Source organism: Microvirga guangxiensis (assembly GCF_900102135.1).
Taxonomy (GTDB): domain Bacteria; phylum Pseudomonadota; class Alphaproteobacteria; order Rhizobiales; family Beijerinckiaceae; genus Microvirga; species Microvirga guangxiensis.
This window is the reverse complement of record NZ_FMVJ01000015.1, coordinates 13439-27200: the sequence shown is the minus strand read 5'-3', so window position 1 is coordinate 27200 and position 13762 is coordinate 13439. Positions and strand designations below refer to the sequence as shown.

Here is a 13762-nt window from a genome sequence, read left to right as displayed (position 1 = left end):
GGGAGGAAAAAATGAACGCCACAACTCAACCGGCCGCATTTTCGGGTCCGGCAGGCCCTTCCTTGGACAGGCCCTGGCTCAAATCCTATCCATCTAAAGTCCCCCAGGTGATCGACGACGCGAGCATCGGCACGCTCAATGACATCTTCCTCAAGGCTCGCGCGGATTACGCAAACCGCCCTGCGGCTGAGAGTTTCGGCAAACGCATGACTTATGCGGAGCTTGGCCACGCCACCGATGCCATTACGTCATGGCTGCAGCAGCAAGGCCTGAAGAAAGGGGATCGCGTTGCGATCATGCTGCCGAACGTGATGGCCTATCCGGCGATCCTGTATGGCGTGCTCATGGCGGGCGGCACGGTCGTGAACGTCAACCCACTCTATACTCCTCGCGAACTGACCTTTCAGCTCCAGGATTCCGGCGCGCGCTTCCTCTTCGTTCTCGAAAATTTCGGCGCGACGGTGGAAGAAGCCTTGTCCGATCTCAAGCTCGACCGCGTAGTCGTCGTGAAGCCCGGCGATCTATTGGGTCTCAAGGGCAAGGTCGTGAACCTCGTCTCGCGGCATGTGAAGAAAGCGGTCAAGCCGTTCAGCATTCCGCAATCCGTAGCGTTCACGTCGGTGCTTGCCGAGGGGTGCCGCACAAAGCCTCAGGCCGTTCCCGTTACGCGCGATGACATCGCCTTCCTGCAATATACAGGCGGCACCACGGGCGTGTCGAAGGGAGCCATTCTGCTTCATCGCAACGTGGTGGCCAATGTGCTGCAATCCGAAGCATGGATGCGGCCGTTCTTCGGCGAGCGAACCGACCATGTGATGGTGACCGCGCTGCCGCTCTATCACATCTTCGCTCTCACGGTCTGCGCACTCTTCATGACGAAGATCGGCGGCTGTCAGCTTCTCATCGCCAATCCACGGGACATTCCCGGTTTCGTGAAGATTTTGAAGAAGAGCAAGATCACGCTCATGTCCGGCGTGAACACTCTCTACAACGCTCTGGCCCATGCACCGGGCATCCGCGAGGTCGACTTCTCGCAACTCGTGTTTGCCGTTGCGGGCGGCATGGCCACGCAGGAAACCGTTGCGAAGAAGTGGAAAGAGATTTCCGGCCAGCCCATCGTCGAAGGCTATGGCCTCTCGGAAACGTCGCCGGTGGTCTGCGCCAACCGTCTGGATATCGAGGAGTTCACCGGCACCATCGGCTATCCGCTTCCGTCCACCGATGTGACGGTGCGGGCGAGCGATGGCTCCATCCTGCCTCTAGGCGAGCGTGGCGAGTTGTGCGTGAAGGGCCCGCAGGTGATGCCGGGCTACTGGCAGCGCCCGGACGAGACGGCGCGTGTCATGACCGAGGACGGATATTTCCGGACGGGGGACGTTGCCACGATCCTTCCTGACGGACAGGTGAAAATCGTAGACCGGATGAAGGACATGATCCTAGTCTCCGGCTTCAACGTCTACCCCAACGAGGTCGAGGACGTGATCGTGAAGCATCCGGGTGTCATGGAGGCTGCGGTGATAGGATTGCCGGACGATCAGTCCGGCGAAATGGTGGTGGCCTACGTGGTACGCAAGGACCCGGCACTCACTGCTGAAGAATTGCGCGAGTTCTGCCGTGAGAACCTGACAGGCTATAAAGTGCCGCGCCGCGTGGAATTCCGGGAGCTTCTGCCGAAGACGAACGTGGGCAAGGTCTTGCGCCGTGTGCTCAAGGAGGAGGTCGTCAGGCCTCACGCGCGCAGGGACTGAAAAGAAAAAAGCCGGGCCAAAGGCCCGGCATAAAGTGAGGTCCGACAAATAAACGTCAAAACCTTCCAGAGGGAACGGCCGACACGGCAGCGCCGGGAGGAAGAAAAGCGATGCCGCGTTGAAATCAGCCAATGCCGATATCGGCTGCATTCGACTTATTTGCAATGCAACATGCCTCATAAAAGGGCTGCGCTGGTTGCATAGCTTTTGTTCGAGCCTGACATAAAACTGCCACGCTTTCTCGAAGCGAATAGGAATTCGCGCCTGATATGTTGGGTAGAGAGGAATTTACGGCACAGTCGTCCCGTTCGTCACCAGCCGACGTGGCGAATGTATCCTACAATTCATTGCCTGGGAGAGAGGACTAATAGGTCCAGCGCTGGGCCTTGGAGATCAGGAAGTCACGGAAGGCCTGAACACGGGCAACGGAGCGCATCTCTTCCGCATAGACCAGATAACTGTCGAGAGACGGCATTTCGACGTCGCGGAGCACCTGAACGAGGTTGGGATTGCCGACAGCGGCATAGTCCGGCAGCACAGCGATGCCTGCCCCAGTTTCCACCGCGAGCTTCAGGGCCGTAATGTTGTTCACGATATAGTGATATTGCCGGGGCTCCCGGCCTTCACGGCCGGCCGTCGAGAGCCAATGCACGGACATCAGATATGACGGCTGGTCGCCGCCGAACGAGATGATGCGGTGCTCGTCGAGATCCTCCAAGGATTTCGGCTCGCCGAAGCGCTTGATGTAGTCGGTCGAGGCATAAACGTGGAAATGCACCGTGAAGAGGCGGCGCTGGATCAGGTCCGGCTGGGCAGGGCGGCGCAGGCGAATGGCGACGTCGGCCTCGCGCATGGCGAGGTCCAGCTCCTCGTTGGAAAGGATCAGCTCAACCCGCACTTCCGGATAGAGATCCATGAACTCCGCAACCCGCTGGGCCAGCCAGATGGAGCCGAGGCCCACCGTGGTCGTCACCTTCAACTCGCCCGAGGGGCGCTCGCTGGTTTCGACAAGGCGCGCCTTGGTGGTTTCCAGACGCATGCGCATGTCGCGAGCTGCGCGGAAGAGCAGGTCCCCCTGTTCGGTCAGGATCAAACCGCGGGCATGGCGGTGAAAGAGGGGGGCCTTCAGCTCACGCTCGAGAGCGCTGATCTGCCGGCTGACGGCGGATTGGCTCAAGCCCAGATCGTCACCGGCACGGGTGAAGCTACCCGCTTCCGCGACGGTGTAGAAAATCCGGATCTTGTCCCAATCCACGGCGTTCCCCTTGGCCCCCGCATTCCTCTGGCGCAGGGCTCCTTATCTCTGATGAGGAGCTGGCAGGATGCAACAGGAATCCTGCCCCAAGGATAACCAGTTGTGAATAAACCTTATTCGGCGGCCTCTTGGGTGGCTTCCAAAGCCGCCAGATAGCGTTCCGCGTCCAATGCAGCCATGCAGCCCATGCCTGCCGAGGTTACGGCTTGGCGGTAAACATCGTCCGTGACGTCGCCAGCGGCTTCTCTTAACCAAGGATCAGCGCGCATTCAACCGGCTCCGCAACGAGTAGCCAAACTCAGTCAAATATATGCAGCCGAAGGCCTTTTCGATCCGAGTCAGGCCTTCTTAGCCTTGGTTTTATCGCTGCATAATCAACGCGACCCGGTGAAGCTACAGTCTCACAACTCTGCCACCCGCCACGGGATTTCAGGGTTTGAGAGGGATGGGCGTCGTCCGGCCGGCGCGCCCTTCATAGCGCCGTAGCCGGGCGGACGGCGCACAGCCCGTCTTCGTGCCGTGTATTACCTGTAACGGTATTCCTTCGCTCCGACGGTGCTGTCGGGACCCGTGCACGGCGGGATGGCAGGCACCCAACGCGGAATTGTCCAGTCTGTGTCGGCACTGGGTTCGGGCCGACAGCCATGGCAGGCGGGACACGGAGAGGGGTTCGGGGAGAGGGAGGCAGTCGCTCTCACTGGTCCTCGATGCACGGCGAGGGGTCTTACAAGGGGAACGCCGGTCGGACTAGGAGATCAAGCGTTCATACCCTCATAGAGCTCTGAGCGGATGACATCTCCGACCCGTCCTAGGGTAGAGTAATCTACGACCGTAATCTCATGGACCCTGGCGATCGCATGACCTGATGGCTCCACCGAGCCAGTTGTGACGAGGACCATGAACGGGTTTTTAATCGGGTAGCGCTCTCTGGCCCGCAGCACGTCGATGACCTCTCGTTCGCTGACGCGTCCAAGTTTGCCACTTGAGCGGTGCTTCACTTGGACGATCGCACCACGATCCCTTTGTGTTGGCGAGTGAACGATCATGTCTGCCCCAGCGTCACCGCTGGGGGGGTGTCCGATTAGCGACGAAGCCAGCTTCAATAATGCGCTCCAGCGTCCACTCCTCGAAGCGCTTCCAGTCCATGTTCGCGACGTCGTCCCCGATCGGGGACTCACCGAAGACTGAGGTATGGAGGTTGGCCAGCTCCGCTGGATCGAACTGCACAGATCCGACGCGTGCGGGGGAACAGCGGAAGGTGGTGCCCAAGATGTACCTCAGCGTCACTCCCGGCAAGGAAAGGGCAATGGCAAGTGTGCACAGCCGTGAGATCTTCGATGCCGCGAGGGATGAACTCTTGAAGTACGAGAACGTGTTCGACATCCTGACGTCAGGCGCACTGATCGGAGCTAGGTCTGGGACCGTCCGCTACGCAGATTGATTGCACGGATCACGTCAGCACCGAGGGTCTGCGTGTTCTTGGTCTCACCCCTGGAGTTCAGCAGGTCGACGCCGACCTCGGCGGCAATGGGCCGAAGGCCATCTCGACGATGCGGGCGCCGACCTGCGAGGGGCCAATGAGCGCGCCAAGCGCGACGGCCGCCGCGAGGCCGAGGCCCCGTGCCTGGAGGAAGGTGAGCAGATGCACTCCGATCATGGAGGCCGTGACCGCACCGAGGGTGAGGACCGTGGCGAGCAGCGCGAACGCACGGATCCGTCTGGTTTCGGTCAGAGGGGGCGGTGAGGACGGTTCAGGCTTCGTGCCGGATGCCGTGCTGCCGCTCCGAACCGATCCGATGCCGGGCACGACGAAGCCGTGCAGCGGAAGCGATACCAGGACATGGATCGCGGCGTAGGCCGCGCAGGCGCCGCGCCAGCCGAAGTTCTCGACGAGCCAGGCGCTGAGGGGCCAGCAGACGGTGCTGGCGAAGCCTCCCCACAGGGTCAGGGTGGTGATCGCCCGCCTCGCATCCTTCCCGTACAGCCGGCCGAGCGTGGCGAATCCGGCATCGTAGAGGCCGGACCCCATGCCGACGCCCATCACGAGCCAAGCCATCAGGTAGACGGGCAGACTGTGGGCGAGCGCCAGGGTGGCAAGACCCGTGGCGAGCAGCACAGAGCTGGCGACGAGGACCGGACGGCCGCCCTTCGCGTCGATGGTGCGCCCGACCCGCGGCGCGACCAGCCCGGCCGCGAGCAGGCCGATGGACAGCCTGCCCACGACCCAGCCGAGCGACCATCCGGTGTCGGCGGCGATCGGCTTCGCGAGCACCGCGGGCAGGTAGAAGGACGATCCCTAGGCGAGGATCTGCGTGACGCCGAGGGCGGAGATGACCGCCCCCGGACTTGGCTTCGGCATGGCGGGATCGCTCGCCAGGGACTCGCTCACCGGATTGGACACAGGTTGATCTCAGCAGCAGCCCGCAGGCTCCGCAACCTTCTCCGGCACCTTCGCGGGTCCGCAGCCACAGCCCGACTTGCCCTCGGCCTTGGCCTCGGCATCCGCGACGCAGCAGGCGTCGACCTGCGCCGGGGCGGGACCGCCGCAGCAGCCCGAGGATGCCGAAGCACCGTCAGCGGGAAGGCTGGTCGAGCAGACGCCCGTCTCGGGCAGGACGAGGTGGATGTCGTCCGCCGCGACAAGGTCTCCGGCGATGGCGGCCACGACGGAGCGGACCTGCTCGTAGCCCGTGAGCATCAGGAAGGTCGGGGCGCGGCCGTAGCTCTTGATGCCGACCGTGTAGAAGCCCGGCTCCGGATGGGTGAGCTCGCGGTGGCCATGCGGCGGCACCGACCCGCACGAGTGCAGGTTCGGGTCGATCAGCGGTCCGAGCGCCTTCGAGCTCTCCAGCCATGGGTCGAGGTCGAGCCGCAGCTCGCGGGTCAGGTTCAGGTCGGGGCGTTGTCCGGTGGAGACCACGACCCGGTCGACGGGGCCGACCTCGCGGCTGCCCTGTGCCGTCTCGCCTTCGACGATGACCTGATCGCCGTCAGCCCTGACGCGGACCACGGAGAACCCGGAGACCAGCGTGACCTGCCCGCTGTCGACGAGGGCCTTGAGGCTGGAGCCGAGTTCCCCGCGGGCCGGAAGCTGGTCGGCGCGTCCGCCGCCGTAGACCCGCATCAGGTTCCCGCCGCGGGTCGCCCACACGATGGACGTCGCGGGATTTCGCTCCGCCAGCTTCGCGAGGTCGATGAGCACGTTGGCGGCCGAATGACCGGCGCCGACCACCAAGGTGGTCTTGCCCTCGTACGCGGCGCGGTCGCGCCCGAGCACGTCCGGGATGCCGTAGGCGATGCTCCGGGAGTTCTCGGCCTCGCCCTCGGCAAGGATTCCGCCCGCCCCCAAGGGATTCGGCGCCGTCCACGTGCCGGAGGCGTCGATCACCGCCCGCGCCAAGTCGCGCCGGACGGAGCCGTTGCCGTTCGAGACGGCGAGCACGAAGGGCTTGGTCTCGCGACCCTTGCTGGTCACCTTGTCGGCGCCCAGCCGGGTGATCGCCGTCACTGTCACATTGGTCTCGATCGCGGATGCCATCTCCGGCGTGGCGGCCAGCGGCTTGAGGTAGGCCTCGTACAGGTCCGATCCCGTCGGCATGGCCTTCGCGGGGGGCGCCTGCCAGCCATGGGACCGGAGCAGCGTGCGGGCCGCCGCATCGGTGTTGTACTCCCACGGCGAGAACAGGCGGACGTGGCCCCAGTCATTCACATTGGCGCCGACGGTGGCTCCGGCTTCGTAGACCTTCACGGGCAAGCCGCGCTGGATCAGGTGAGCGGCGGCGGCCAGGCCGACCGGGCCTGCGCCGATGACGGCAACGGGGAGGGTGTCGAGCGAGGTCATGGAAGGGCTCCTTGTCAGGATTGGCAGCACGGGACGGGTTCGGGGGAGAGGGCATTGCGCAGGCGGGCGACGAGTTCGGCCCATCGGCGTGTCGCTCTCGAGCAGCAAGCGGGGAGGAGCCGCTCCGCGGCTACGGCATGGAGTTCGATGCGCCGCAGGCCGATGTCGCGCAGGAGGTGGTCGTCCAGATCGCGCAACGACAGCATCTCACGGTGCGTGGCGACGGGTTGTTCCCGTCTGAGGAAGGAGGAGAGCAGCGTGAGCACCGGTATCTCCTATATCGCTATTTCCAGTATCATGGAAATATGAAGCAAAAGAAATCAGGCGGCGTTCTCCGCCCGGGCCGTGCATCCGGCATCGGCGCAGCACTCGTCGGCCAGGAAGTCGATCAAACCGTTCATCGCCGGATAGCTGGCCCGGCAGATCAGGGTCGTGGCCTGCCGCTCCTGCGTCACCAACCCGGTTAGCAGGAGCCGCTGGAGGTGATGCGAGAGCGTCGAGCCCGGGATGCCGAGTCGCTCCTGGATCTGTCCGACGGGCAGCCCCGCCTCGCCTGCACGCACGAGGGTACGGTAGACCTGGAGCCGGGTGGTGTTCCCGAGCGCTTCGAGCTGCTTGGCGGCTTGTTCGACGTTCATGGAAATAGAATGGACTTAAGTCGTGTCTGCGTCAATCGGTATTTCTAGGTTTGTCGAATAAATAAATGGCGATATCGCCATACGGTCAGGACAGAACAAGCCGCGCACCTGCGAACGCTAGGATGGCGGCGAGCACCCACCGTGTCGCCTGCTCCGACATGAAGCGCAGCCCAATCCAGGTGCCCATGGCCGCCCCGAGCAGCGCAGCGGGAGCCAGGATCGCGGCATCGGGCGGCACCCGCTGCCCCGATGCGAGGACGCCGGCAAGGCCGATCGCCGAGTTCGCGAGGATGAAGGGGGCCGAGATCCCGGCGGCGCTCTTCGGCGATGCCCACCCGAAGGCGATCAGCATTGGCGCGAGGAAGACACCCCCGCCCACGCCCGTCAGTCCCGACAGGAAGCCCGCCGTGCCCCCGGCGAGTCCGCTCCAGAGCAAACCGATGGTACGCTGACCGGCAGGATCGGGGTGGCGGGGGCGGCTCCCCCGCTTGAATGCCATCAGAGCCGCCGCAGCGATCAGGACGATTCCAGTCAGGCACAAGTAGACTTGGTCTCCGAGGACGATCAGCCCGCCGAGGAACGCCGTTGGAAGTGCTGGAAGGCCGACCCGACGGAGCAGGTCCCAGTCCACGGCGCCTCCCCGGTGCAGGCACCAGGTCGCGTAACCCGCGGCGACGATGTTGAGGGCCAGCGATGTGGGTCGCATGCCCTCGGCTGGATAGTCGAGGAGCGCCATGGCCGCCAGGAATGCGGTTCCGCCCGACTGGCCTGCCGTTGCATAGAGGAGCGAGGCGCCCGCGATGAGCGCAAGGAACAGGCCAAGGTGAAGCATCGACCCCGGATATGGCATGACACCATTGGATTGCCAGGGGCCTGGAACAAGGCCACCTGCGGGGCGGCGGCTCTCAGTGGTGACCCTTGTGGCCGTGTTGGCCACCGCCTGGACCTCCGTACCCGCGCAACTCACCGTACAGACGGACCTGCCCGGGCGTGAGAACGTCTAGGGTCGAGAGATGGTAGCGCAGGTGAGCCAGTCGCAGGGCACCCTGCGTTGCGCCGATCTCGGCCGTCGCGGCCTGAAGGCGTACGGGAGTGACCGATTTCCGGGCAAATTGCTGGTCGAGGTCCATTTCTTGCACGATCAGGCGTTCGCCCAGCGGCACGGTCTCCGCCTTCATGGCCGCATGGAGTTCCTGCATGCGGCTCCGCTGGTCCTCGCTCAGCCCAAGCCTGTCGGCAAGTTCCAGGACGTGGACTGGACCCGGGTAGCCGTTCAGCTCCGCCGCCAGCGCGAGCCCCATGCCGCGGCCGGCTCGCAGATCGGCGATCTGCCCGTCCGACAGGGACTTGATCGTCCGGTGCTCGAGGCCGGAGTACGGCGAGGCGGGCGAAAGCTGGGCCTGGGCGGCGCCCACCCCTGCGAGCATGGCGGCGATGGCCAGGGTGAGTATCCTCATGGTGCGGTCCTCCGGAGTGGCTCCGGACGAAATTCGCGCCATTCGCGGGTTCGGGCAACTCGCGATGTGGTGAGCGGCATTCGCACGAGCCGGGTCCCTCGGCCGTTATGGACCGGCCGCCGGCTTCAGTGTTCCACGTGTCGGCATTGTCCGTGGTCGGCGAGAACCTCAATGATCCGGCAATCGGAAATCCGGCGATGGTTACAGGAGACCATAGTTTCGAGTTCGTCGCGCAGGGCCGTGAGCCGCGCAATCTTGTCCTTCACCTCCTTGAGGTGGGCCTTGGTGATGTCGTGGACCTCGCCACAGGAGCGATCAGGATCTCCTGCAAGTCCCAGCAGTTGCCGGATAGCCTCGACCTCGAATCCGAGCTCGCGGGCGTGGCGGATGAAATTGAGCCGGCGGACGTCCTCGGGACGGTACCGCCGCTGCTGTCCCTCCGTCCGGGTCGGTTCGGCCAGCAGGCCGATCTGCTCGTAGTACCGGATCGTAGGAACCTTCACCTGGGTCTGCCGCGACAGCTCGCCGATTGTCAGGGACATGGAAAAAACCTCTTGAACCTCTAGCCGCTAGAGGATGTAGGGTCGCCCCGACTCGAAATGCAAGGACTTGATGATGACGGCAAGCGTCGCTCCCCAGAAGATCAGGTATCGCGTCCAGGGCATGGACTGCGCCTCCTGCGCCCGCAAGATCGAGACTGCGCTCATCCGCGTGCCAGGCGTCTCGGACATCAACATCACCACCGCCACCGAGACCCTGCGCCTGCGCGTGGCTGAAGCTGGCACGGGCGAGCAGGTCGAGAAGGTGGTCCGTGACCTCGGCTACGGCATCACTCCCGTGGAGGAGGGCGCGCGGCATCACCACGACCACGGGGCCGAGGACGGTCCCTGGTGGCGGTCGGCCAAGGGGCGGCTCACGCTCTTCTGCGGACTTGCCCTCGCCGCCGCCTGGGGGCTGGCCATGGCCCTGCCGGGCTACGAGGCGTGGCTCTACACCGCCGCCATGCTGATCGGCCTCGTGCCAGTCGCCCGCCGCGCCATCTCGGCGGCCGTGGCCGGGGCACCCTTCACCATCGAGACCCTGATGAGCATCGCCGCGATTGGCGCGGTGATCATCGGAGAGACGGAGGAGGCCGCCATCGTGGTGTTGCTCTTCCTCGTGGGCGAACTGCTGGAGGGCGTCGCCGCTGGCCGCGCCCGTGCCAGCATCCGCTCCCTGTCGAACCTGGTGCCGAAGACCGCCTTCATCGAGCGCGGCGGCAGCCTGGAAGAGGTCGCGGCGGAGAGCCTTGCGGTCGGGGACGTGATCGCCGTCCGGCCCGGCGACCGGGTTCCCGCAGACGGCGTGGTCGTGTCCGGCGAGAGCGCTATCGACGAGGCCCCGGTGACGGGTGAGAGCACCCCGAAGCGCAAGGGCGAGGGCGAGACCGTCTTCGCCGGAACCATCAACATCGACGGCACCCTGCGGGTGCGGGTCACGGCCGAGGCCGAGGACAACACCATCGCCCGCGTGGTGCGCCTGGTCGAGGAGGCGCAGGAGGCCAAGGCCCCGACCGAGCGCTTCATCGACCGCTTCTCGCGCTACTACACCCCGGCCGTCCTCGTCGTTGGCGCCCTCGTGGCGATCTTGCCACCGCTGGTGGCGGGCGAACCGTGGGGCGAGTGGATCTACAAGGGGCTGGCGGTGCTCCTGATCGGCTGCCCGTGCGCCCTCGTCATCTCCACCCCGGCCGCCATCGCGGCGGGGTTGGCGGCGGGCGCCAGGCGCGGCCTGCTGATCAAGGGTGGGGTGGTCCTGGAAACCCTCGGCAAGGTCACGGCCGTCGCCCTCGACAAGACCGGAACCCTCACCGAGGGGCGGCCCAAGGTGACCGACATCGTGGCCTTTGGAGGAGCAAGCGAACGCGAGGTCCTCGAGGACGCGGCGGCGCTCGACGCCACCTCGTCCCACCCGATCGCCAACGCCATCGTGGCCCGTGCTCAGGCGGAGGGTCTTGAGGTCACGCCCGCCGTCGGCGTGATGGCGCTTGGCGGCAAGGGCGTGAAGGGACGCTTCCGCCGCCGCGGGCTGTGGCTCGGATCGCCAAAGGCCGCAGCGGCCATCGCGCCGCTCCCGGCCGAGGCCGAGGCGCGGATCGCCGCATTGCAGGAGGAGGGCAAGACGGTCTCGGTCCTTCTCGTGAACGACGCGCCCGTAGGCTTGGTCGCCGTTCGGGACGAGCCGCGCGAGGATGCGCTGGAGGGTCTGAAGGCGCTCAAGGCCCGCGGGATCACGCCCGTCATGCTCACCGGCGACAATGCCCGGACGGCGGCGGCCATCGCCCGCACGCTCGGCGTGGAACCCCGGGCCGACCTGCTGCCGCAGGACAAGCTGCGGATCGTCAACGAACTCAAGGCCCAGGGGCAGGTGGTGGCCAAGGTCGGCGACGGCATCAACGACGCCCCGGCGCTGGCGGCGGCCGATGTCGGCATCGCCATGGGCGGCGGCACCGACGTGGCGCTGGAGACGGCGGACGGCGCCGTGTTGCACGGGCGGGTGCTCGACCTCGCCCGCATGGTGCGGCTGTCGCGGGACACAATGGCCAACATCCGCCAGAACATCACGGTGGCGCTCGGGCTCAAGGCGGTGTTCCTGGTCACCACTATCCTCGGCATCACCGGACTCTGGCCCGCGATCCTTGCCGACACCGGCGCAACGGTGCTGGTCACCGCCAACGCCATGCGGTTGCTCGGAGCGGGAAGCCGGACATGATGCCGTCACCTTGGCTTCCGGTCGTGGTCCTCGTCGTCGTCGGCACCGCCTTCGCGACGCTGACTCGGCGGGTGGCGCGACGCATCGGGCACTCGCCCAACAGATTCGGCACGGGCGACACCGCCCACGATTTCGTGGGGCGGGTGTACCGCGTCAGCGGTCGCATCCTGTTCGTCTTCCTGGTTGCACGGGCGATCTCACCCGGGATCGATGCGGAAGCCGGCCCAGTCCCCGCGCTCGTTCATCCGGGCATGGCCTGGCTCGGTCAGGGGATCCTGACCCTCGGCGGCGGGGTCATCCTCGCCGCCCAGGCGGGGATGGGCACCTCCTGGCGCATCGGCCTCGACCGGGAGCTGACCGGACTCGTGACGACGGGCCTGTTCGCCTGGTCGCGCAACCCGACCTTCCTCGGCATGATGGCCGTCGTGCTCGGCGCGTTCCTCGTCGCGCCGACCGTGGTGACCGGCATCGTGCTCGCGGCAGCCTGGGTCGGGTTCTCGATCCAGATCCGCATGGAGGAGGAGCACCTGGGTCGGATGCACGGTCCCGCCTACGAGCGCTACCGCGCCGCTGCCCCGCGGTGGATCGGGCTTCCCGGACTCCGGGTCGCGGCGCGCGCCAGCCGGGATGGCCCTGTGAATCATGGGTAACGGGAGCCGAGTGCCTCAATCCTGCCCGACTTGAAGGCAGGATCGGTTTCGGGTCGGCGATGCCCGCGACGAGGCGGACACGAGATCGACCATCAAGGAAACGGGGAACCGCCCGGCGCCAACGCTCGGGCGGATCAAGAATGCGGGGTCCCCATGATCAAGCGTATCGCATTGGCTGCGGGTCTCGTGCTCGCGCTCGCCGCCTGCCAGGGTGAGAACCGATCCACGCGCCACCTGGCGCCGATCCCGCCTGCCACCATGGCGCTGATGGCCAGCAAGGGGATGTCGCAGAACGACCCGATCCTCATGCGGGCCTACAAGAAGGAATCCGAGATCGAAGTCTGGAAGCGCCGCTCCGACGGCCGGTACGCGCTGCTCAAGACCTACCCGATGTGCCGTTGGTCGGGCCAGCTCGGGCCGAAGACCCGGGAGGGCGACCGCCAGGCGCCAGAGGGCTTCTACACGGTCACCCCGGCTCAGATGAACCCGAACTCCAGCTTCCACCTCTCGTTCGATCTCGGGTATCCGAATGCGTACGACCGCGCCCACGGCCGGACCGGGGCGCACCTGATGGTGCATGGCTCGTGCTCGTCGAGCGGCTGCTTCGCCATGACCGACGAGGCCATCTCTGAGGTCTACGCGCTCGCCCGCGAGTCCTTCGCCAGCGGCCAGCGCAGCTTCCAGTTCCAGTCCTATCCGTTCCGGATGACGGCGGAGAACCTGGCCAGGCACCGCCTCGACCCGAACATCGCCTTCTGGCGAAACCTCAAGGAGGGCTCGGACTACTTCGAGCTCGCGAAGCAGGAGCCGCAGATATCCGTCGCCAGCGGGCAGTATGCGTTCAGTGGCGACGCCTCGGTCATGGCGGCGGTCGCGCAGAAGCGGCAAAGCGACGACCGGCAGGTGACGAACTTGGCGGCCAATGGCGTGCAGCCGATCAGGCTCGTGTACGGCGACGGCGGGCAGCACCAGAGTTTCCGACAGGCGCGGGCGGGGGAGGATGGCTCGCTCGCCGTCGATGCCAGCGCCCGCAACCGTCTCGGTGACGTCAGCAGGCCGGAGGCCCTGGCCGCAGGGCCGCAGGAAATCGTTCTGGGCGCGAATGGCAAGCCACGGCAGGGAGCATCATCGACGCTCGCCTATACCTCGCAAGGACCGCGAAATGGCCAGGTCGCCGCCGGTGAATCCATCCGGCGGGCCGCTCCGACGGCAACAACAGCTCCTGTGCCGGCGCAACCAGCGGACCGGGGTGACGGACGCTCGGTGCTCGAGCGCTTCCGGGGGCTGTTCGGCGGGTAGGAACTGCGGGCGGCGACGGAAAAGTCCCGCCGATCCCGTTCGATGTGCAGGGACATGTCAGGCTTGGAACACGATCGTCCCGGTGCGCCTGACGTCCGGGCAAGGCCGGAATATTGGCTTCAA

Annotated in this window: 13 protein-coding genes and 2 pseudogenes; 5 read left to right on the top strand and 10 right to left on the bottom strand. The window is 65.8% G+C overall.

From position 1 onward, the window contains the following. The first annotated feature begins 11 nt into the window (after positions 1-11). Positions 12-1748, top strand: a complete 1737-nt coding sequence (locus tag BLP10_RS19800; protein ID WP_091138574.1) for an AMP-binding protein — start codon at positions 12-14, stop codon at positions 1746-1748. Positions 1749-2112: 364 nt separating this feature from the next. Here the strand turns inward: BLP10_RS19800 and BLP10_RS19795 are convergent, their stop codons facing one another. The 3 genes and pseudogenes from BLP10_RS19795 to BLP10_RS19785 all read right to left on the bottom strand — a co-directional run bounded on the left by BLP10_RS19795 (position 2113) and on the right by BLP10_RS19785 (position 4181). Continuing rightward, on the bottom strand, positions 2113-3003 hold the full coding sequence (locus BLP10_RS19795; RefSeq protein ID WP_091138571.1) for a LysR family transcriptional regulator: 891 nt from the start codon (positions 3001-3003) through the stop codon (positions 2113-2115). Between the two features lie 113 nt (positions 3004-3116). Then, a pseudogene (locus tag BLP10_RS19790) lies at positions 3117-3245 on the bottom strand (thioredoxin-disulfide reductase); the annotation flags it as partial. Positions 3246-3758: 513 nt separating this feature from the next. Next, positions 3759-4181: a restriction endonuclease gene (locus tag BLP10_RS19785; protein WP_280141124.1), complete on the bottom strand. Its 423-nt coding sequence runs from the start codon at positions 4179-4181 to the stop codon at positions 3759-3761. Positions 4182-4309: 128 nt separating this feature from the next. Between BLP10_RS19785 and BLP10_RS23900 the strand changes: the two genes are divergently transcribed. After that, entirely contained in the window at positions 4310-4444 is a 135-nt protein-coding gene (locus tag BLP10_RS23900) for a hypothetical protein (RefSeq protein WP_280141123.1), read from the top strand. A gap of 96 nt (positions 4445-4540) precedes the next feature. Here the strand turns inward: BLP10_RS23900 and BLP10_RS19775 are convergent. From BLP10_RS19775 to BLP10_RS19745, 7 genes and pseudogenes are all read right to left on the bottom strand, one after another. Further along, positions 4541-5284: pseudogene (locus tag BLP10_RS19775) on the bottom strand (MFS transporter); the annotation flags it as partial. 129 nt (positions 5285-5413) lie between these two features. Next, positions 5414-6844, bottom strand: a complete 1431-nt coding sequence (locus BLP10_RS19770; protein ID WP_091138561.1) for an NAD(P)-binding domain-containing protein — start codon at positions 6842-6844, stop codon at positions 5414-5416. 14 nt (positions 6845-6858) lie between these two features. Continuing rightward, positions 6859-7110 carry a DUF1127 domain-containing protein gene (locus tag BLP10_RS19765; protein WP_139165547.1) on the bottom strand — a complete coding sequence of 84 codons (252 nt, stop codon included), beginning with the start codon at positions 7108-7110 and terminating at the stop codon, positions 6859-6861. A 54-nt stretch (positions 7111-7164) separates the two neighbouring features. Beyond that, complete coding sequence (locus BLP10_RS19760) at positions 7165-7482, bottom strand: ArsR/SmtB family transcription factor (protein ID WP_091138556.1); 318 nt, start codon at positions 7480-7482, stop codon at positions 7165-7167. A gap of 85 nt (positions 7483-7567) precedes the next feature. Then, the gene (locus BLP10_RS19755; protein ID WP_244510717.1) at positions 7568-8419 is read right to left on the bottom strand and encodes a sulfite exporter TauE/SafE family protein; all 852 of its coding nucleotides are present in this window, start codon (positions 8417-8419) and stop codon (positions 7568-7570) included. After that, positions 8388-8939 (bottom strand): Spy/CpxP family protein refolding chaperone, encoded by a 552-nt coding sequence (locus tag BLP10_RS19750; protein ID WP_091138551.1) that lies wholly within the window; start codon positions 8937-8939, stop codon positions 8388-8390. The genes BLP10_RS19755 and BLP10_RS19750 overlap by 32 nt, the downstream gene beginning before the upstream one ends. A gap of 125 nt (positions 8940-9064) precedes the next feature. After that, positions 9065-9481 (bottom strand): MerR family transcriptional regulator, encoded by a 417-nt coding sequence (locus tag BLP10_RS19745; RefSeq protein ID WP_091138549.1) that lies wholly within the window; start codon positions 9479-9481, stop codon positions 9065-9067. A 73-nt stretch (positions 9482-9554) separates the two neighbouring features. Here BLP10_RS19745 and BLP10_RS19740 point away from each other — a divergent pair, with 73 nt between their 5' ends. The 3 genes from BLP10_RS19740 to BLP10_RS19730 all read left to right on the top strand — a co-directional run bounded on the left by BLP10_RS19740 (position 9555) and on the right by BLP10_RS19730 (position 13639). Next, positions 9555-11690 (top strand): heavy metal translocating P-type ATPase, encoded by a 2136-nt coding sequence (locus BLP10_RS19740; protein ID WP_091138777.1) that lies wholly within the window; start codon positions 9555-9557, stop codon positions 11688-11690. Next, positions 11687-12340 carry a methyltransferase family protein gene (locus BLP10_RS19735; RefSeq protein ID WP_091138546.1) on the top strand — a complete coding sequence of 218 codons (654 nt, stop codon included), beginning with the start codon at positions 11687-11689 and terminating at the stop codon, positions 12338-12340. Before BLP10_RS19740 ends, BLP10_RS19735 begins: the two co-directional genes overlap by 4 nt. 153 nt (positions 12341-12493) lie before the next feature. Further along, on the top strand, positions 12494-13639 hold the full coding sequence (locus tag BLP10_RS19730) for a L,D-transpeptidase family protein (RefSeq protein WP_244510715.1): 1146 nt from the start codon (positions 12494-12496) through the stop codon (positions 13637-13639). Positions 13640-13762 lie beyond the last annotated feature (123 nt).